Source organism: Streptomyces sp. Ag109_O5-10 (genome assembly GCF_900105755.1).
Taxonomy (GTDB): Bacteria; Actinomycetota; Actinomycetes; order Streptomycetales; family Streptomycetaceae; genus Streptomyces.
The window spans coordinates 5,488,655-5,508,828 of sequence record NZ_FNTQ01000001.1 but is presented as its reverse complement, the minus strand read 5'-3'; the positions used below and the strand labels follow the sequence as shown (position 1 = coordinate 5,508,828).

Sequence of the window (20,174 nt, the reverse complement as noted above, 5' to 3'; positions counted from 1 at the left end):
GTCAAGAGGGGGACGACGGGACGCCGGACGGTGGGGCGGCGGCGCGGCGGGGGCAAAAAGAAACCCCGCTCCGGTGCGTTCGGGGGAAAACGCACCGGAGCGGGGTCCGTGGGGGACGGGGGTGGCCCTCACATGCTCTCCACTATGGGGACCACGGCTGTGGGGGAGCTGTGGTTCGGCTGGGGACCGCTCAGTACTTCCGGCGGCCGCCCGGCGGGCTGCGTCAGGTGCCCTACTTCAGGTGCAGCTGCTGGCCCGGGTAGATGAAGTCGGCGTCCTCGACGATGTCCTTGTTCAGCTTGAACAGCGCCTGCCAGCCGCCCTTGACCTTGTGCTTCTCGGCGATCGAGCTGAGGGTGTCGCCCTTGACGACCTTGTACTCGCCGTCGCCCTTCTTGACCTTCTTGCCGGTCGGGGTGGTGACGGTCTTCTTGGCGGCCGGGCGCTCGGCGGAGCGGGAGGCGGCCTGGGTGTCGGTCGAGCGGGTGCTCGTGCCGGCGCTGCCGCTCGACGAGGAGCTGGAGGAACCGGCGCTGCCGCCGGTGTAGGTGGCACCGGACAGGCCCGTGCCGCAGACCGGCCAGGCGCCCTTGCCCTGGGCGCCGAGGACCTTCTCGGCGATCTGGATCTGCTGCGCCTTGGTGGCCTGGTTGGCCTGCGCGGCGTACTGAGTGCCGCCGTACGCGGCCCAGGTCGAGGCGGAGAACTGCAGACCGCCGTAGTAGCCGTTGCCGGTGTTGATGGCCCAGTTGCCGCCGGACTCGCACTGCGCGACGGCGTCCCACTCGGAGGCGGTGGCGGCGGAGGCGCTGCCGGCCGCCATCAGCGGGGCCGCGACGGCGACGCCGGTGACACCGGCGACAGCGATGGCGCGGACGGCCTTGGACGGACGACGGTGCTTGCCCTTGCCCGAGAACAGCATGGATCGATCCCCTCACCGACGCCTGCGAGGTGAGCTGTCGGGTTCGGGCCGGTTGAGTTGCCCGGCCGCACACCCGTGTGTCGGTGCGCGGCTTCACCCCGAGCCGGATCGGCGGTCTCAACCACCGGTCCCGGCACTTACCTTGGGTCCCCCGCTCCTGCCTACGGCGCATGACGCGACGACTGTTCCCGGACGGCCGCTGGCAGGACTCGGCGTTGCGACGGCCGGGGCTCGTGGTGACGAGCGGCCTCGACCGTAGACAGGCCGTCAGGCGAATTTCAAAGATGATCAGGGCTTCTGAGACTCATCCCACACTTTCACCAAAACGGACATTCAACTCGAAGCGGGTTGTCAACTCCCGCCGCGTTTCGTCCTATTCGGTGCCGAGTTTCAGGGTCTGACCGGGGGTGATGGCATTCGCGTCGGAGCCGATGTCGGCCTTGTTGGCGTCGTAGAGCGCACGCCATCCGCCGTCGAGATCAAGGGAGTCGGCGATGGAGGCCAGAGTGTCGCCGTCACGGACGGTGTAGGTGCCGCCGCCACCGGAGGCGTGCCGGCCGGAGGATGCGGCAGCCTGACCGTTTGTCACGTTTTCGTCCGCCGAGCCGCCGCGGTGCTTGCCGCCGCCACTGAGGGCTCCCGTGTCGACCAGACTCCAAGACCCGCCGGTCTGCCACGATTTGTCCGAGTGGTCGGCCCCGGAGACGACGGGACTCTCGCTGGCCTTCGACGCGCCGGAGCCGGAGTCGGAGTCGGAGTCGGCGGATTCCGACTTGTCCGTCGTGCTGGATTTGCCGGAAGGGTCGGTCTTGGAGTCACCCCCGACGCTTGCACCCGGAGAGGGAGTGGCGGAGTCACTCCCGGAGTCCATGGCGTCCGAAGAGGAGTCCGAACCGGAGGAACCGGAAGAACCAGAGGAAGAGGACGAGTCGGACAGTCCGGCGGACGAGTCCGACGAGTCGGAGGAACCGGACGAACCACTCGAGTCGCCGAGTCCCGTGTCGACGTTCACCGAGGCGTCGTCGGACGAGAGGCCGGCGAGCAGGGCGCAGGTCCGCCAGGCTTTGGTGCCCTGGTCGGCGAGCATCTTCTCGGCGACCGCTATCTGCTGCGAACGGCTGGCCTGGTCGGGCGTGGAGGCGTAATCCAGGCCCCCGTACTTGCTCCAGTCCTCCAGGGAGATCTGGAGGCCGCCGTAGTAGCCGGTGCCGTTGTCGGCGCTCCAGGAGCCGCCGCTCTCGCACTCGGCCACGTGGTCCCAGGTGGAGCCGTCCGCCGCGTTGGCGCTCGCCGCTCCGAGGAGCGGGAGGGCGATGGCGGAGCCGGTCACCCCGGCCGCGACGAGGAGTGCCGGAGCCTGGCGGGGGCGACGGTGACGACCGTTCCCGGAGAGCATGCGGAAACCTTTCGAGCGACAGCGGTGACCGGCGCGGCGGGTCCCGCAAGGGCGCCGCGCTGATGGGTGAACGTATAGGCAGACGATCGCTTGTCACAAGTTAATGCCGCGTAGATCACGTGAAGATCACAGACTTGAACGCTGGTCACCTTCTGCCCGAACGGGCCGGTAGTGGCCCCGGTGAAGGCTCGCCGAGGGCCGGGCGAGGGTTCACCGACCGGCGCGGGTTCACCGACCGGTGGGCGTGAACTCGACGGGGAGGGTGCGCAGTCCGCGCATGATGAGTCCGCCACGCCACCGCAACTCCTTCTCGTCGACGGCGAGTCGCAGGTCCGGAAGGCGGGTGAGGAGGCCGGCGAGCGCGGTCTGGCCCTCCAGGCGGGCGAGCGGGGCGCCGAGGCAGTAGTGGATGCCGTGGCCGTATCCGAGGTGCTGGTTGTCCCGCCGGGCGAGGTCGAGGGTGTCCGGCTCCGCGAACCGCTCCGGGTCCCGGTCCGCCGCGGCCAGGACGACCAGGACCGGGTCGCCGGGCGCGATGTGCTGCCCGCCGATCGTGACCGGCTCGGTGGCGAACCGCCAGGTGGCCAGCTCCACCGGCCCGTCGTAGCGGAGCAGTTCCTCGACACCGGTCTCCAGCACCCCGCGCTCGCCGGCGGCCAGGGACTCCTGCAGCCGGGCCCGCTGACCGGGGTGGGTGAGCAGCGCGTACGTGCCGTTGCCGATCAGGTTGACGGTGGTCTCGAAACCCGCGAACAACAGGATGAAGGCCATGGCAGCGGCCTCGTTCTCGGTGAGGTGCTCACCGTGGTCCGAGGCCCGGATGAGCCCCGAGATGAGGTCCTCGCCGGGACCGGCCTCGGCGGGCAGCGCCTCCCGCTTCCGGTGGATCAGCTCGGCCAGATATCCGCGCATCTTCTTCACGGACCGCGCGACCCCGCCCCGCGGCCCGCCCCCGTGCCGGATCATCATCCCCGCCCAGTCCCGGAAGTCGTCCTGGTCCTCGGGCGGCACGCCGAGCAGGTCGCAGATGGCGTAGATGGGGAGCGGGAAGGCGAACTCGTGGATGAGGTCGGCCTCGCCCCGCTCCGCGAACCCGTCGATGAGCCGGTCGGCCAGCTCCCGCACCCGCGGCGCGAACTCGGCCACCCGCCGCGGAGTGAACGCCTTGCTCACCAGCCGGCGCAGCCGGGTGTGGTCCGGCGGGTCGATGTTCAGCAGGTGCGTCATCAGCTCGGCCTTGCGCTCACCGGGGATGCCGGTCTTCCCCTTGGCGTGCGCGGGCTCGTCGTGATGCGCGGGGTTCTTGGACAGACGGGGGTCGGCGAGGGTCTGCTTGGCATCGGCGTACCGCGTGACCAGCCAGGCCTCCACCCCGCTGGGCAGCCGGGTCCGCCGCACCGGCTCGTGCTCCCGCAGCCAGGCGTAGGCGGGGTAGGGGTCGGCGGCGAACTCCCAGGTGAACAGGGAGGGGGCGGCGCTCACTTCGCCACTCCCTCCGCCGCCCGCACCGCGTCCCGGTAGGCCCGGGCCGCCGCGCGCAGTGCTGCCTCCGGGTCGACGCCGTCGGCCTCGGCGCGGGCCGCCAGCGCGAGCAGTTCGTAGCCGATGCCCGGTGCCTGCGGCAGCGGCACCCGGAGACCCGCGGTGCGCACCCGCGAGGCCAGCTTCGCCGCCAGTGCGAGGCCCGGCTGGGCGAGGGGTATCCCGTCCGTCACCGACTCGCGCCGCTTCTCCACCGCCTTGGTCCGCAGCCAGTGCTCCTTGACCTCCTCCGGCGTCGACGCGGTCTCGTCGCCGAAGACGTGCGGGTGACGGTGGATGAGCTTGGCGACGATGCCCCCCGCGACGTCGTCGATCGAGAAGGGGGCGTCCGGGTCCTCCTGGGCGATCCGCGCGTGGAAGACGACCTGGAGGAGCACGTCGCCCAGTTCCTCGCGCAGCTCGTCGCGGTCGCCCTCCTCGATCGCCTCGACGAGTTCGTAGGCCTCCTCGATGCCGTACTTCGCGAGGCCGCGGTGGGTCTGCCGGGACGACCAGGGGCACTCCGCGCGGATCCGGTCCATGACCTGGACGAGGTCGAGGAGACGGGCGCCGGGCAGGTCGTAGGAGGCCGGGAGGAGCTCCAGCTCGGGCATCCGGACCCGGCCCGAGCCGGCCAGGCGGGCCAGCCCGTCCGTGAGGGCCGGCTCGCCCTCGCCCGTCGCCACGACCACCACGGTCCGGCCGCCGGCGCAGGCGTCGACCAGCTCCTCGGCGGTGGGGGCGGCCTCGTCCACGGCGGTCCCGGCCTCCCGCAGATACGGCAGCTGCGGATGCGCGCCGTCCGCGCACAGCACGCGGTCCGCCGCGCGCAGTGCCTGCCAGGCGGGCCAGGACAGCAGGCCGGGGGCGACCCGGTGGCTGGTGGTGAGCAGGACGACCCGGCCGGGGTCGGCGGCCGTGGGAGAGGGGTCCGGCGTGGTGGGTTCGGGCCTGGTGGTGTTCACGCTCCGAACGTAACGCACCGCCGCCGCCCACCTCGCGGTTTGTCCACAGGGTGGGGGCGGTCAAGTGATCGTATGACCGCGGTGGAGGTCACCGCACCGACGGCCCGGGCCCGCCTCCAGCCGACACCGGCGCCGGCCCTAGGCCGACACCTGAGTGCCGCCCGAGGTGATCTCCCGTACCCACGGGGTCTTGGCGTCCACCCTGCTGCTCTTCTGGACGTCCCAGGCGCCGTAGCGCGGGTTGAGGTCGACGTGGAGTTCCTGGGAGGCGTTGGCCAGGGCCTTCCAGAAGGCGGGCTGAGAGGTGTCGGTGCCGAGCGCCTCGGCGAGCTTCTTGGCCTCCACCTGGAAGCGGAGGTTGTCGTCCAGCCGCTGGGGGGCGATGCCGTACTTCTGCAGCCAGGCCGTCTGCAGCGCCGCGGAACCGCCGGCCTGCTGTTCGAGGCCGGAGCGCATCTGCTCGACCTCGGCGCGGGTGACGCCGACTCCCGCGTCCCGGGCGGCCCGGTGCAGCACCTTGTCGAGCACCATGTTGTACAGGGTGTCCCGGGTGAGGCTGCTGGTGGAGGCGAGGACCTGCTGGTACTGCGTGTGGTCCGGCACCGCGGCGCGCTGCGCCCGGCGCACCTCGTTCACCCGGTTCTCCAGCTGCGAGACGGTGATCCGCTGGCCGCCGACGACGGCCGCCGCGCCCGGGTGCGCGTCGCTTCCGCAGGCGGTCAGGAAGGGGGCCGCGGCGGCGATCGCGGCGGAGAGGAGGAGCGCGGTGCGACGGCGGCGGTGCAAGGGTGCCTCCCGAGGAGATTGTGCGACGGTGCACAAAGTCTTGCGGTGATCGATGGTAGGCAGTGGGCAAGCTCTGGCCAACCCATTCGACCAACGATTCACGCGCACTTCCGGCACCGCCGCACCACCCTCCGGAAGGGTTTGCGGTACTGATCCCGTGCGGATCCCGCTCAGCCCGTGATCGCCACCGGGGCGTCCCACGCGTCACGGTCCACGGTGATCGTGTGACCGCCGCGCGTCTCCTTGCTGTTCACCAAGTACTGGTGGGCCCGGCTGTGCCCGGTGTACTGGGACGCGCCGAACGGCCAGTCCGCGGTCGTGGTGTTCTGCTTGTCCCACAGCGCGTACCAGAGGTTGCCCGGCAGGTCGGTCTTGTCGGTGGCGTTGGCGATCGCCTTGGCGCTGGAGCTGGTGAAGCCGTAGTAGCCGGCGCGGTAGGTCTTGGCGCGCAGCTCCTTGTCGAAGGCGCGGACATAGGTCAGCACGGCGTTGTTGCACGACGTGTTCGTCGTGTCGTACGCCTCCATGTCGAGGTAGATCGGGCTGCCGGCCTTCATGCCGAGCGCGGCGGCCTTGGCCACGGCGTCGTCGGCCTCGGACTTGCCGACGGAGGCCGCGGTGGACGCGCTGATCTTCACCGAGCCGCCGGATCCGCAGGACGGCTGGGCGCCGACGTAGAGCGGGATGAGCTTCCAGCCCATCGCGGAGACCGACTTGACCCAGGAGGCGGTGAGGTTGGGCTGGGCGCAGCCGCGGTTCTTGCCGCCGATGTAGACGGCGGCGGCGCCGTAGAAGCCGGTGTTCCAGGCCTTCATCACGGTGGCGGAGGGCGCGGCGCAGGTGTCGAACGCGCGGCCGGTGAACGTCTTCTGGGCGGGCCAGGTGGTGGCCGCCATGGAGGTCTGCGCGGCGATCCCGGCCCCGGCGGCGACCGCGGCACCGGCGACGCCCCAGGTGATGTATCTGCGCTTCTTCGACTGCCGATGGCTGGACATGCCGGAACCCACCCCTGTGTTCTTACTTGTGTCTTTGCCTGCCTCATTGCTGTGCGACAGGTTGTGCGAAAAGCAGGTGCAGTATGCACTGCTCGGGAACTAGCCGCGCATCTGCCCCAGCCAGTGCAGCGTCCGCCGTACCTCGCCGGCCAGCGGGTGGCCGGGCCCGTGCAGCCGTTCGACGTCGAACAGCAGCCGGGTGAGCGTGTCGTGGGCGGCCGGCCGGTCGCCGAGCGCGAGCAGCAGATGCCCGATCCGGCGGCGCACCTCGTGCGCGAGCTGCGGGTCGCCGGCCACGTACTGGTTCTCGTAGTACGGCAGCAGCGCCCGGTACTCCGCGAGCGCCGCCGCCGGTTCGCCGAGCTGTTCCAGGCACTGGGCGGTCTCGTAGCGGAAGCGCAGGGCCTGCGGGTCGGCCTGGCCCGCCTCGGCGGCGCGTTCGTCGGCGAGCCGGCGCAGTTCGGGCAGTGCGCGCCGGTACTGCCCGTCGTCCATCAGCGTGGCCGCGTACTGCTTGCGCAGCGTGCGGACGACCGTGGAGCGCTCACCGTGCTGGTCGGCGGCGGCGGGCAGGATCGCACCCAGGATGTCGACGGCCTGGGTGATGCGCCCCTCCCCGAGCAGCCGCTTGACCTCGTCGACGGCGGCGGCGACATCCGGCTTGTCGGGTACCGCGGCCACGGGGGTGGCGGGCTGCGGTGCCGGGGTCCGCGCCCGGTCGGGCCAGGGGGCGTGCGGGCGCAGGAAGGGTCGCGTGGGGTCCAGGGGCGATCCGGACGGCGTCCCGCGCGCGGGCAGGAGCGCCGCCAGGTCCTCGTAGACCTCCTGCGCGGACGCCGGGCGGTGCTGCGGGTCCTTGGCGAGCAGGCGCAGCACGAGGCCTTCGAGTGGCTCCGGGACCTCGGGGCGGGTCCGGCGTACCGGCACCGGCGGCTCGTACAGGTGCCGGTGCAGCACGCCGAGCGCCGTGGAGCCCGCGAACGGAACCTCTCCGCTGAGCAGTTCGTGCAGGAGCACGCCGAGCGCGTACAGGTCGGTGTACGGGCCGACCGCGCCGCCCATGGCCTGCTCGGGTGCCATGTAGGCGGGTGAGCCGATCGGGGAGCCGGTGTGGGTGAGACGGGTGGTGTCGGTGTCCATGACGGAGGCGACGCCCAGGTCGAGGACGGTGACCGTGCCGTCCTGCTTCACCATGACGTTGCGCGGCTTGAGGTCGCGGTGGACGATCGGCACGGCGTGCACGGCGCTCAGCACGGCGCACAGCTGCGCGGCCACCGCCACCGCCCACTGCCACGGGTACGGGTCGTGCTCGGCCAGGTGGTCGGAGAGGTCGGCGCCGTCCACGTACTGCATGACGAGGAAGAGCTCCTCGCCCTCGCTGCCCGCGTCGTGCACGGTGACCAGGCCGGGATGGTCGACCTGCGCGGTGACCCGGCACTCCCGCAGGAACCGGCGGCGCAGCTCCTCCGCCTCCGCGCCCGCCACCTTGTCGGGGCGCAGCAGCTTGACCGCCACCCGCCGGTCGAGCCGCTGGTCGTACGCCGTCCACACCTGGCCCATGCCGCCCTGCCCGATGAGCGTGGACAGCTCGTAGCGGCCGGCGACGACACGTCCTGCCGCCACGGTCACCGTCCGCCCTCGTGGCCGCCCTCACGGTGCCCGTCGTGCTTGCGCAGGTAGTCACTGAGCTCGTCGAGTTCGGCGCGCACCTGCTCGATCCGGGCGGGCGCCGGGCGCTGGGGCGGCGCGGGTATCGGTGGCTGCGGGAGCGGCGGCGGGGGCATCGGGGGGACGGAGTGCGCGGGCGGGGCCGGGGTGTGCGGGGGCATCGTCCCCGTGGTGTACGGCGAGGCGGGGGTCGCGTAGGCGTACTGCTGCGCCGCGAACGCCTCGCGCTGCCGCTGGAAGTGGCGTACGTCGGCCACCAGGTAGTAGACGACGGCGCCCAGGAGCGTGCCGAACAACAGCGTGATCCCCAGGTAACCGCCGGGGGTGTGCACGTCGTCGCCGGGTTCGCTGCCCAGCAGCACGATGCTGAGGACGTCGGCCGCCACCGCCGTCACCAGCACGCCGACGTCGACCGGCCTGCGGGTCACGACGGCCAGCCGCAGCGGCATCGCCCACGCCAGGAAGCCGGCGCTGAACACCCCGAGCGCCACGAACACCACGCGCAGCAGGACCAGTACCGCGTCGTGCGGCGGCCGCCGCACCGGCTGCGCATGGCCCTGGCCTTGCATGGTCGCTCCTGTGTGCCTGGTGCCTGGAAAAGGGCGTACGTGCCCGCCCGGCGCCGTCCGCCCGCGGACGACACCGGTCGTGCGATGGTCGGATCGAGCATATGGCCCGGCGCGGACAACCGGTTCGGGTTGTACCGAACCGTTGTCGGACCGACTGCCGGCCGATCCCGGCGGCCCCCGGCGGACCCGCCCGGCGGGTCAGTCCGGCGGGTCAGTCCGGCGCGACGGTCCCGTCGGTGAGACCGTCGTACATCCCGCGCACGAGGTGCTCGCCGAGCCGGCTCGCATGGCGCAGCGCCCGCTCGAACTCGTCGAGTGCGCGGAATCGCGCGCCGTAGCGTCGCTGTTCCTCCAGGGGCAGCCGGGGCAGCTGCAGCCGGCGTACGTCCAGCCGGGTCGCCGTGGAGGCGTAGCTGCTGGCCTGCCGGTTGTTGGCGGTGCCGCGCAGGAAGCCGGCGAGGAACCACGGGTCGAGGGCCGTGCGGTCGGGTCGCAGCAGCACCAGGTTGCGCCCCAGGGCGGCGCCCGCCGTCGCGTCGTCGATCACGCGCGCCACCGAGCCTCCGCCGAGGACCGGTACGACGACGTCGCCCGGCTCGGTCAGCACGGCCTCCTCGTCGCTCTCGGGAAGCGTGCCCGAGGGGGCCGTCGCGGCGAGGACGTCGTGGTCGGTGAGCACGCGCACGCGCGCGTGGCCGCCGTTGCCTCCGGTGCGCAGCAACAGCGCGCCACCGCGGGCGAGTTCACCGACGGTGGTGAGCGGCCACCGCGCGGGCGGCGCCTGGTCGGCGGGCGGCGGGGTGAGGTCGACGGTCAGGCGCAGGGTCGCGCCGAGCCGTTCGCGGACCGCCGTGAGCTCCTCCGCGCCGTCGGCCGCGGCGGCCGGGGGCAGATGGCGGGCGGGGGCCAGGTCCACGTCGTCGTCGAGGAGTTCGATGACCGGTACCGAACGGGCCAGCCCCGGCCGTTCCACCGGACCCCCGTCGCGCTCGAAGGCGCGCCAGGCGTCCAGGACGGCGTCCCGTACCGCCGTCAGGTCGGGGCCGCCCCGCGCGCCCCCGGTGAACCCCCCGGTGTCCACGAGCAGCACCTCGGGCGTGGCCGGGGTCCGCTCCGGCCGGCGCAGCACCCACAGGTGCAGCGGGATGCTGTGCGGTGGCGCCGCCCCGGCCGGCAGCGCGACGAGGGCCCGCAGCGCGCCCCGGCGCAGCAGGTCGGCACGGATCCGGCGCCCGGAGCGGCGGGAGGCGACGGCCGGCGGCATCAGCAGGACCGCGGTGCCGCCGTCGGCGAGCCGGGCCAGGGCGTGCTGCACCCAGGCCAGTTCGGACTCGGTGCGGGCGGGGAAGCCGTACTCCCAGCGCGCGTCGTACGCCAGCTCGTCGTGGCCCCAGTTGCGCTCGTTGAACGGCGGATGGCACAGCACCGCGTCCGCGCGCAGCTCGGGGAAGCCGTCGGCGCGCAGGGTGTCGCCGGCGGCGCCGTGCACGCCGGCCCGGGAGTGCAGCGCGAGCCGCAGCGCGGTGAGCGCGGCTAGGTCGGGGGCGCTGTCCTGGGCGTACAGCTCCTGGTCGGGGCGGACGCCGACGGCCCGCAGCAGGGCGCCGGTTCCGCAGGCCGGGTCGAGCACGATGCGGGCGGGGCCGGCCAGGTCGGCCATGAGGCCGGCGAGTTCGGACGGGGTGAGCGTGTACTGGCGCGGGTTGGCGTCCAGGTGCCGCCCCAGCAGGAACTCGAAGGCCTGCCGGGCCCCCGCCTCGGCGGCCAGTTCGGCCGCGCCGCGCAGGAGGGGGGCGGAGGGGAGGAGCTGGGGGCCGGTGGGGGTGGGGACGGCGGGGGTGGCGGAGGTGGCGGAGGTGGCGGCTGGGTGTGCGGTGTTCACAGCCACCGCGCGGCCCGGCCTGTTCACCGCTTCGGCGGCGTCCGCTCCCCGGCCGCTGTGAACGGTGCGGTCGGCCGGCTCGCCGAGACGTGCGGTCAACACCTCGTCCAGAGCGTCCGGCAGCATCGCGGCCAGCCGCTCGTCCGAGCCGGCGCTCACGTGCAGCCAGACGGTGGGGCGCTCGTGGATCAGCAGCAGCACACAGCCCGCGTGCACCAGCGCCGTCAGCGCGCCGTCGGGGTGCCCGGCGAGTTGCTGCCAGACCCGCTCACGCAGCGGGACCTGGGCGAGTTTGCCCTGCTTGCGCAGCCAGGACTCGACCTCGGCGAGCGCGAAGGACGGGCTGGTCTCGGTGCCGCCGACCGGCTTGGGGAAGTCGGCGTGCCGGCGGCGCCAGTTGCTGACGGCGGCGCGGCCCACCCCGGCGAGCCGTGCGATGCCGGCTGCGGTCACCTCTGTGGCGTTGTCCTGCACGCGGCTTCCGCTCCCCTCGTCCCATGTGTGCACCGAGCATACCGACGCGCACAAGATCCCCCCCTTCACGGACGTGTACACCCCATCACGAAGTCATCATGTTGACTCGGTTCACAGCCTCTGCTCTTATTGACCCACAGCTTCAGCAATTCCCGTTCAACCAGCTCTCCTTCAACGAGTCCGCTTCAACGGACCCGCATCAACGACCCCGCTTCAACAACTCCCGAAGGACTCCCCATGCGCCTCCCGTCCCGCGCCGTGATGCTGCTGGCCGCCGCGGCCCTCCCGTTGGCCCTGACCGCCTGCTCCGCCGGATCCACCGGCGCCGCCACCGACTCCGGTACCGGCACGAGCGCCGCGCCGGCCAAGGCGAAGGACTCCAACTCAGGCCTGTTCACGGGCACCGAGCTGAAGAAGGCACTGGCGCCCGCGTCGGCCTTCCCGTCCGGGCTCACCCTCGAGTCCGACGGCTCCGCGGACAGCGGCGGCCAGTTCCTCTCCCCGGCCGCCCGGAAGGCGGGGAAGCCGGACTGCACGAGACTGGAGACCACGTCCTGGATCCAGGTGTCCGGCTACAAGGGCGGGGTGTCGTTCGCGCAGAACGGCTACGCGAGCAAGACGGAGGAAGTGGACCAGGAGATCGACGCCTTCCAGGGCAGCACGGCGGCCGCGGTGATGAAGGCGCTGCGGACCGTCGCCGCCGAGTGCGCCACGTACACGGACACCGACGCGCACGCCAAGGTGAAGCTCACCGGCAGCGACACGGCCGGACTCGGCGACGAGGCCTACACGATGACGCTGACCAGCGGCTACTGGGAGAACGGCACCACGCTGATCGCCGCGCGTTCCGGCGGCTCCGTGGTCACCGTGCTGTCCACGGCGGGCGGCGACAACGGAGCCGCGTCCGCGAAGAAGGTGACGACGACGGTCCTGTCGGCGCTGAAGAAGTAGCTTGATCCGTTCCCGCGAAGGATGCCGATGCGCCTGACGACCCGCCCCGCCGGCCGGGCGGCTGCCGTTGAACCCGCCGTACGAGAACGCGGCGTGCCCGGAACGCCGCTGCGTGCCGCGCTCGTTCTCGGTCTGCTCCTCGGGTTCTACGCGCTGGCCCTGCTCCTCCTCCTCGTGCTGGCGGTCCTGGACGTCTTCCTGGCCCGGGGCCCCGGGCTCACGGTCGTGGCGGTCGAGGGCTACCTCGGCTCGCTGGCGATCGCCTGGTGCGTGGTGCGGGTCGTCCTGCTCACCCGCGGCCCCGGGGACGGGCAGGACGAGGTGCCCGGAGTGTCGCTGACACCTGGTGAGCAGCCGGAGCTGTGGTGGCATGTGCGGAACCTGGCCGAACGGGTGGGCACCCGGCCGCCCGCGGAGATCCGGGTGGTCCCAGGGGCCAACGCCATGGTGCGGGAGGACGCCCGGTGGCTCGGTCTGGTCGCGGGCGAACGGCGGCTCTTCCTCGGCGTGACGCTGCTGATCGGCCTGTCCCAGGACGAACTGGACGCGGTGCTCGGGCACGAACTCGGCCACTACGCCCACGACGACACCCGGCTGGGCGGGCTGCTCTGGGCGCTGCACGGCAGGCTGCAGCACACCGTCCACACCTTGCGCCGGCGGGCTGCGGATGAGGAGGCCGAGGAGCGGGCGAGGACCGCCGCACGGGCCGCCCGGCGCCGTGCGGCCGGCAGGCGGCCCGCGCTCAAGCGGGAGCCGAAGCCGGGCCCGGACCACTATCTGGCCCTCGTCTTCTGCGCGTACGCGCGGCTGTGCCTGCGACTGACCGAGGCCGTCAGCCGCAGGCAGGAGTACGCGGCCGACCTGGTGGCCGCCCGCGTCGCCGGACGGGACACCACGGCCGCCGCACTGCGCCGCATCCCCGCGCTCGACGCCGCCGAGGACCTCTATCTGCGCGAGTACGCCCTGATGGGCCAAGGCGCCGGCCTGCTGCCGCCGGAAGGGCAGTTCCACGGCGGTCTCGCCCAGCTGCTCGCGGACCCCGCACGCCGGGCGGAACTGGACGCGTGGACTCACGGGCCGCTCCAGGAGGTGGCCTCCGAGGAGAGCTCTCCGTACGACAGCCACCCGCTCACGGCCGACCGCATCGCGGCGCTGGAGGCACTCCCCGAGCTCCCCCGACTCCCCGACCTTCTCGAGACCGGACGCACCACCACGCGCCCCCGGCACCCCGCCCTCGCGCTGCTCCGGGAGCCGGACCGCGTCCTCACCGGACTGGAACGAGCCGTGCTGAGCCGGGAGACGCTGTCCTGGCGGCGCGTGCCCTGGGCGGAACTGCCCGCCTGGACCCGGCGCGAGAGCTGGGCACGGGAAGCGCAGCCGCTGCTGGACGCCATGGCCGAGCCGTCCGGCGCGAGGAGCGTCCACGTGTCCCGGACATCCGCGGTGCCCCACCTCCACCAGCTCCTCGACCTGATCGACCACGGTCTGCTGCACGACATCGCCGGCCGGCTGCCCAGGTCGGAGCAGGCCGGCCGGAGCAGCGGGCGCGCGGCACGCGAGTTCGCCAGGACGGCCTTCCGCTCTGCCCTGCGCCGGCTCGCCCTGCTCACCGCGCTGGACACCGGGCTGTGCCGGTGGGAGCTGTGCTGGTCCGGACCCGCGGTGCGGACGGTGGCACCCGACGGGTTCGCCGAGGCGCTGGAGGAGGCCCTGGACCACGCGGTCGCCGAGCCGCCCGGCACCTTCCCCCTGCGGGCTCTGCTGGCCGGCGGCGGCCATACTCGACCAGCCTCTTCGACCGTCCCGTCAGCCTTCTCCCCCGGCGGCCCCTACCCGAAAGACCCCGAATGAACGTCCTGATCGACATAGTCGGTGCCGGCATTCTCGTCTACGCGCTCGTCACCCTCCCGCGCAACATCCGCAAGGGACGTGCGCTCCGGGCGGAGGCGAAGGCCAAGGCGCCGGTCAACATCGACCCCGCCAAGTACGGGCTGGTGCCCGCCGCCCAGCTGGACAGCGGTTCGGCGGGCCCCGATCCAGAGGCCGACGCGGTCGCGGCGGCGGCCCTCGCCGGTGACTGGCGGCGGGCCGCCGCCTACCTGGCCGGGGCGGGCCGCGACTGGGACCTGCGGTGGTACCGGCTCGGCGTCCTCGTACACGCCGCCGCCGAGGACGACGCCTGGCTCAAGGCATGGCGGACCGAGTACCCCGGCGACCCGTCCGCCGCCCTGGTGCACGCCGACTCGCTGGTCGTGCTCGCGGGCCAGGTCCGCGGCGCGAACCTGGCGAAGAACACCACGACCGAGCAGTTCGAGGGCTTCCACCGGCTGCTGGCCGAGGCGCTGCCCGCCTGCCGGGAGGCCGCGTGGATGGCGCCCGAGGACCCCTGCCCCTGGATCGCGCAGATCACCGTCGCGCTGGGACTCGGCTGGTCGCACGACGACTTCCGGGCGCTGTGGGCCGAGATCACCGCCCGCGACCCGCACCACTTCGGAGCGCACATGAGCGCGTTGCAGTACTGGTGCGCCAAGTGGCGTGGTTCGCACGAGCTGATGTACGCGTTCGCCGGGCAGGCCGCGGCCGCCGCACCGCAGGGCAGCCTGCTGCCCGTACTGCCCCTGTACGCGCTGATGGAGCACGCGGTCCGGGAGCCCAAGGCACCCGTGTACGACCAGCCGTTCGTACAGACCGCCGTGGACGCCACCCTGGACGCCGTGGACCGTGTTCCGGCCGGACACCACCGGCTGCCGACGGTGCGGCACCTGCTGGCGGACACCCTGTTCCAGACGAAGCGGTACCCGGAGGCCGTCGAGCAGTTCCGGGCGGTCGGCGGATACGTCGGCAGCCCGCCGTGGTCGTACTCCGCCAACCCGGTCAAGGCGTTCGTCTTCGCCCGTACCAACACCTTCGTGGCGTGGGAGAAGGCAGGCTGCCCGGCCCCTGCGCCGCGTGGCCACCACCCCGGGCGGTGACACACGCGGCGCTCCCGCGCCGGTTCAGCGCGCCTTGAAGCGGGACGGCGCGTTGGTCGGGTTGCCGCCCGATGGGAGCTTCTGGCCCGGGCAGGCGGCGAGCACCTTCTTCATCGCGGCCTTCTCGGCGGCGGTGACCCACAGGCCGTACTTCTTCTTCACGGCGACCTGCGCGGCGACGTAGGTGCAGCGGTAGGACTTGTCGGGCGGCAGCCAGGTGGCGGTGTCGCCGTCGCCCTTGCCGCGGTTGGCGCTCGCGTCGACGGCAAGGAGGTTGAGCGGGTCGTTGGCCAGGGCTATCCGCTTGCTGGCGTCCCAGTACTTGGCGCCCGTCTGCCAGGCGTCCGAGAGGGCGACGAGGTGGTCGATGTCGACCAGGCTGCGGCCACGCTTGTAGGTGACCTCCTTGCCGGAGTAGGGGTCCGGCTCCAGCACGCCGGAGGAGACCTTGCAGTCGCCGCCGGTGTACTTCACGTCCTTCAGGTCGCGCTTGAGTATGTCGTCCCGGGTGTCGCAGGAGTTGGAGTCGGTGTCCGCCCAGGCGGAGCCGAACCTCTCCCGGGAGTAACCGGTCTTCGGCGCCCGTCCCTTGACGGTCAGCGAGTCGGCGGCCGTCAGCGCGGCTCCCCCGCCTGTCGCGCCCGGCTCTCCCGAAGCCCCCTTGTCCTGCAGGTCCTTGCAGCCGGCCACGGCGAACACCATGACGACGGCCACGACCGCCCCGCCCCTCAGACGCGCCACGTGCGCCCCCTCTTCCTTGCCCCGGTCCGCCTCCGCACGGGCGGATCTCCGCTGGTCCCAAGGTAACCGCCGCGCGGTTCGCCCCAGACAGGGCGCAGAACGACACATGCCCGCAACTCGGCGTCATAGGCGTCCGGTTGCCACGCCGGAGGAAGCCCGGGCGGTGCGTCTTCGCGCCCGCTCACTCCCCGCGGCGAGCGAATGCCCCCGATGGCCCCCCTCACCCCTTGCCGTGCGCGCACGGCTTGCGACCGGGAACGCGCCACGGAGCCGCGGCCTCGCGACTCCGTGGCACAGCGACTCCGTGGCTCCGCGGCTCAGGGACTCCGCGACTCCGCGGCTCCGGGACCGGGTGCTGCTACGACCCCAGGATCGAGGCGAGGAACTCCCCCACCCAGCTCAGCAGTTCGCGTCCGACGAGCGGCTTGCCGCCGACCTTCGCGGTCTTGGGGCGGGGTACCAGCACCTGGTGGGCGGCCGGCTTGATGACGGTCCCGGGGTACAGGCGCTTGAGCCGCAGCTCCTGCGACTCGCGCAGCTCCACCGGGGCGAACCGGATGTTGGTGCCCTGGAGGACGATCTCGCCGACCCCGCACGCGCGGGCGAGCATCCGCAGCCCGGCGACGAGCAGCAGGTTCTCCACCGGCTCGGGCAACTTGCCGTAGCGGTCGGTGAGTTCCTCGCGGATCGCTCTGATGTCGTCCTCCGAGTTGGCGGAGGCGATGGAACGGTACGCCTGGAGACGCAGCCGCTCGCCGGGCGCGTAGTCGTGCGGGACGTGCGCGTCGACGGGCAGCTCGATCTTGACCTCGAGCGCCGGCTCCTCCTCGATCTCGCCGGTCTCCAGCTGCCGCCGGTAGTCCGCGACGGCCTCGCCGACCATGCGGACGTACAGGTCGAAGCCGACGCCCGCGATGTGCCCGGACTGCTCGCCGCCGAGCAGGTTGCCGGCGCCGCGGATCTCCAGGTCCTTCATCGCGACGTACATGCCGGCGCCCATCTCGGTGTGCTGGGCGATGGTGGCGAGGCGCTCGTGGGCGGTCTCCGTCAGGGGCTTCTCCGGCGGGTAGAGGAAGTACGCGTAGCCGCGCTCCCGGCCACGGCCGACGCGGCCGCGCAGCTGGTGCAGCTGGGACAGGCCGAAGGTGTCGCCTCGTTCGACGATGAGGGTGTTGGCGTTGGAGATGTCGATGCCGGACTCGACGATCGTGGTCGAGACGAGGACGTCGAACTTCTTCTCCCAGAAGTCGACGACGACCTGTTCGAGGGCCGACTCGGACATCTGGCCGTGGGCGGTCGCGATGCGCGCCTCGGGGACGATGTCGCGGAGCCTGGCCGCGGCGCGGTCGATCGACTCGACCCGGTTGTGGATGTAGAAGACCTGGCCCTCGCGCAGCAGTTCACGGCGGATGGCGGCGCCGATCTGCTTCTCCTCGTACGGCCCGACGAAGGTCAGCACCGGGTGGCGCTCCTCCGGGGGCGTGGTGATCGTGGACATCTCGCGGATGCCGGTGACCGCCATCTCGAGGGTGCGGGGGATGGGTGTGGCCGACATGGTGAGCACGTCGACGTTGGCGCGGAGCTTCTTCAGCTGCTCCTTGTGCTCGACGCCGAAGCGCTGCTCCTCGTCGACGATGACCAGGCCCAGGTCCTTGAACCTGGTCTCCGAGGAGAAGAGGCGGTGGGTGCCGATGACGACGTCGACGGCGCCCTCCCTGAGGCCCTCCAGAGTCGACTTCGCCTCGGTGTCGGTCTGGAATCTGGAGAGCGCCTTCACGCTCACCGGGAACTGCGAGTACCGCTCGGAGAACGTCCCGAAGTGCTGCTGCACCAGCAGGGTGGTGGGCACCAGGACGGCGACCTGTTTGCCGTCCTGGACGGCCTTGAAGGCGGCCCGCACCGCGATCTCGGTCTTGCCGTAGCCGACGTCGCCGCAGATCAGACGGTCCATGGGGACCGACTTCTCCATGTCGTCCTTGACCTCGGCGATGGTGGTCAGCTGGTCGGGGGTCTCCGCGTAGGGGAAGGCGTCCTCCAGCTCGCGCTGCCAGGGCGTGTCCGTGCCGAACGCGTGTCCGGGGGCGGCCATCCGGGCGCTGTAGAGCTTGATCAGGTCGGCGGCGATCTCCTTGACGGCCTTCTTGGCGCGCGCCTTGGTCTTCGTCCAGTCCGCGCCGCCCAGGCGGTGCAGGGTGGGGGCCTCGCCGCCGACGTACTTGGTGATCTGCTCCAGCTGGTCGGTCGGGATGTACAGCCGGTCGCCGGGCTGGCCGCGCTTGGCGGGGGCGTACTCCACGACCAGGTACTCGCGGGTGGCGCCCTGCACGGTGCGCTGCACCATCTCGATGTAGCGGCCGACGCCGTGCTGCTCGTGGACGATGTAGTCGCCCGCCTCCAGGGTGAGCGGGTCGATGGTCTTGCGGCGGCGGGCCGGCATCCGCGCGCCGTCCTTGCCGGCCGCCTTCTGCCCGGACAGGTCGGTCTCGGTCAGGACGGCGAGCCGGAGCGCGGGGTCGACGAAGCCGTAGTCGATCGAGCCGCACGACACGTGCACGACCGAGGGGGTGAGCTCACTCAGGTCGACGTCGAGGCGGGCCGCGATGCCCTCGTTCCCGAGCACCTCGACCGTGCGGGAGGCGGTGCCGTGGCCCTCGGTGACGTACACCGTGCGCCAGCCGTCGGCCAGCCAGCCCTTGGTGTCGGCGAGCGCCTTCGCGGTGTCGCCGCGGTAGGTCTCCGTGGCGTGCATGCCCAGCTTGAGGGTGTCGCCTGTCCCCACCACGTCGGAGGCGTGGGTGAACGACTCGTCGGCGGCGAACGGCGACACCGACCACCACATCATGTCCAGCTCGCGGGCGCGGTCGCGGACGTCCGCGATGGACCACAGGGAGGCCGCGCCGACGTCGATGGGCGCCTCGCCGCCGCCCGCGGTGGCCGCCCAGGACGCCTGGAGGAACTCCTGGCTCGTGGCCACCAGGTCGGCGGCACGGGTCCTTACCCGCTCCGGGTCGCACACGACGGCCATCGTGCCCTTGGGCAGCACGTCGAGGAGCAGTTCCATGTCGTCGACCAGGACCGGGGCGAGGGACTCCATGCCCTCCACGGCGATCCCCTCGGCGATCTTGTTGAGCAGTTCGCCGAGCTCGGGGTGCTCCTCGGCGAGGGCCCGCGCGCGTGCCCGGACGTCCTCGGTGAGCAGCAGCTCGCGGCAGGGCGGCGCCCACAGCCCGTGCTCGGCGACCTCCAGGGAGCGCTGGTCGGCGACCTTGAAGTAGCGGATCTCCTCGACGTCGTCACCCCAGAACTCGATGCGCAGGGGGTGTTCCTCGGTGGGCGGGAAGACGTCCAGGATGCCGCCGCGTACGGCGAACTCGCCGCGCTTCTCGACGAGCTCCACGCGCGCGTAGGCGGCCGCCGCGAGGGCTTCCACCACCTCGTTCAGGTCGGCGCTCTGACCGGTGCGCAGCGCCACGGGCTCCAGGTCGCCGAGGCCCTTGACCTGCGGCTGGAGCACGGATCGTACGGGGGCGACGACGACGGAGACCGGGCCGGTCTCGGGGTCGTCGGAGCTGGGGTGGGCGAGGCGGCGCAGGACGGCGAGGCGGCGGCCGACGGTGTCGCTGCGCGGGCTGAGGCGCTCGTGCGGGAGCGTCTCCCAGGAGGGGTACTCGGCGACGGTCTCGGGCGGCAGCAGGGTGCGCAGCGCCGACGCCAGGTCCTCGGCCTCCCGGCCGGTGGCGGTGACGGCGAGGACGGGGCGGCCGGCCTCGCGGGCCAGGGCGGCGACCGCGAGGGGGCGGGCCGCCGGGGGGCCGACCAGGTCGACGTGCATGCGGTTGCCGTCCGCGGCCGCCTTGATCGCTTCCGCGAGGGCGGGGTCCTTGACGACGGCGTCGAGCAGACCGTGCAGGCTCATTCAGGAGGCTTTCGTCGGGGGGTGGGCAACGCGAAGTGCCCGGCGCGTGCTGCGACCGGGGGGTCTCCAGCCTACGACTACGCGGGCGCGGGTGCCGGGGCTGTGGACAACCTCCGTGGCCCCTGTGGGGCACCGTGCGCCGCGGTGGCCGTACCAGGGGGCTCCGCTCCCTGGACCCCCGAAGCCTATGCCCACCCACCACCCGACTCGGTGAGCCGGAAGACGGGACTCGAACGACGTCGAAGGACCAAGACGTGCCCGCGGCCCGGCCCGGGGCCCGAGACCCGGGCCGGCCCGGCGGCCCGGGAAGCCGGACCCGGCAGCCGCGGAGACCGGACTCCGGGGGGAAGCGAGACGCGCCCGGCGCCGAAGAGTCCCCAGGACTCCCCGGCGCCGGGCGTTCCCCCGCAACCCCC

The 20,174-nt window shown here is 72.6% G+C and carries 14 protein-coding genes and 1 riboswitch; of the genes, 3 read left to right on the top strand and 11 right to left on the bottom strand.

Translation table 11 applies throughout. From position 1 onward, the window contains the following. Window positions 1-232: 232 nt before the first annotated feature. The 9 genes from BLW82_RS25260 to BLW82_RS25220 form a co-directional block, all read right to left on the bottom strand. On the bottom strand, window positions 233-922 hold the full coding sequence (locus BLW82_RS25260; RefSeq protein WP_093502005.1) for a LysM peptidoglycan-binding domain-containing protein: 690 nt from the start codon (window positions 920-922) through the stop codon (window positions 233-235). Window positions 923-926: 4 nt separating this feature from the next. Beyond that, window positions 927-1,101, bottom strand: a riboswitch (cyclic di-AMP (ydaO/yuaA leader). A gap of 194 nt (window positions 1,102-1,295) precedes the next feature. After that, the gene (locus BLW82_RS25255; protein ID WP_093502003.1) at window positions 1,296-2,318 is read right to left on the bottom strand and encodes a LysM peptidoglycan-binding domain-containing protein; all 1,023 of its coding nucleotides are present in this window, start codon (window positions 2,316-2,318) and stop codon (window positions 1,296-1,298) included. Window positions 2,319-2,546: 228 nt separating this feature from the next. Beyond that, window positions 2,547-3,800, bottom strand: a complete 1,254-nt coding sequence (locus BLW82_RS25250) for a cytochrome P450 family protein (protein WP_093502001.1) — start codon at window positions 3,798-3,800, stop codon at window positions 2,547-2,549. Next, complete coding sequence (locus BLW82_RS25245; RefSeq protein WP_093501999.1) at window positions 3,797-4,804, bottom strand: nucleoside triphosphate pyrophosphohydrolase; 1,008 nt, start codon at window positions 4,802-4,804, stop codon at window positions 3,797-3,799. Before BLW82_RS25245 ends, BLW82_RS25250 begins: the two co-directional genes overlap by 4 nt. Window positions 4,805-4,942: 138 nt before the next feature. Then, on the bottom strand, window positions 4,943-5,590 hold the full coding sequence (locus tag BLW82_RS25240; RefSeq protein ID WP_093501997.1) for a SurA N-terminal domain-containing protein: 648 nt from the start codon (window positions 5,588-5,590) through the stop codon (window positions 4,943-4,945). Window positions 5,591-5,760: 170 nt separating this feature from the next. Beyond that, entirely contained in the window at window positions 5,761-6,585 is an 825-nt protein-coding gene (locus tag BLW82_RS25235; protein ID WP_093508254.1) for a glycoside hydrolase domain-containing protein, read from the bottom strand. 99 nt (window positions 6,586-6,684) lie between these two features. Beyond that, window positions 6,685-8,172: a serine/threonine-protein kinase gene (locus tag BLW82_RS25230; protein WP_305729066.1), complete on the bottom strand. Its 1,488-nt coding sequence runs from the start codon at window positions 8,170-8,172 to the stop codon at window positions 6,685-6,687. Window positions 8,173-8,210: 38 nt separating this feature from the next. Beyond that, the gene (locus BLW82_RS25225) at window positions 8,211-8,822 is read right to left on the bottom strand and encodes a hypothetical protein (RefSeq protein WP_093501993.1); all 612 of its coding nucleotides are present in this window, start codon (window positions 8,820-8,822) and stop codon (window positions 8,211-8,213) included. Window positions 8,823-9,033: 211 nt separating this feature from the next. Next, window positions 9,034-11,178 (bottom strand): N-6 DNA methylase, encoded by a 2,145-nt coding sequence (locus BLW82_RS25220; RefSeq protein WP_093501991.1) that lies wholly within the window; start codon window positions 11,176-11,178, stop codon window positions 9,034-9,036. A gap of 237 nt (window positions 11,179-11,415) precedes the next feature. On the opposite strand from BLW82_RS25220, the gene BLW82_RS25215 reads away from it, so the two are divergent. Genes BLW82_RS25215 through BLW82_RS25205 form a run of 3 tightly spaced genes read left to right on the top strand, consistent with a single transcriptional unit; the run spans window position 11,416 to window position 15,101 of the window. Further along, window positions 11,416-12,129: a hypothetical protein gene (locus tag BLW82_RS25215; RefSeq protein ID WP_093501989.1), complete on the top strand. Its 714-nt coding sequence runs from the start codon at window positions 11,416-11,418 to the stop codon at window positions 12,127-12,129. A 27-nt stretch (window positions 12,130-12,156) separates the two neighbouring features. Continuing rightward, window positions 12,157-13,980, top strand: a complete 1,824-nt coding sequence (locus BLW82_RS25210) for a M48 family metalloprotease (RefSeq protein ID WP_107408574.1) — start codon at window positions 12,157-12,159, stop codon at window positions 13,978-13,980. After that, window positions 13,977-15,101, top strand: coding sequence for a hypothetical protein (locus BLW82_RS25205; RefSeq protein WP_093501985.1), 1,125 nt, complete (start codon window positions 13,977-13,979; stop codon window positions 15,099-15,101). The genes BLW82_RS25210 and BLW82_RS25205 overlap by 4 nt, the downstream gene beginning before the upstream one ends. Window positions 15,102-15,125: 24 nt before the next feature. Here BLW82_RS25205 and BLW82_RS25200 read toward each other — a convergent pair whose 3' ends face one another. Continuing rightward, window positions 15,126-15,803, bottom strand: a complete 678-nt coding sequence (locus tag BLW82_RS25200) for an HNH endonuclease family protein (protein ID WP_371131508.1) — start codon at window positions 15,801-15,803, stop codon at window positions 15,126-15,128. A 397-nt stretch (window positions 15,804-16,200) separates the two neighbouring features. Continuing rightward, the gene (gene mfd, locus BLW82_RS25195; protein WP_093501981.1) at window positions 16,201-19,758 is read right to left on the bottom strand and encodes a transcription-repair coupling factor; all 3,558 of its coding nucleotides are present in this window, start codon (window positions 19,756-19,758) and stop codon (window positions 16,201-16,203) included. Between the last annotated feature and the right edge of the window lie 416 nt (window positions 19,759-20,174).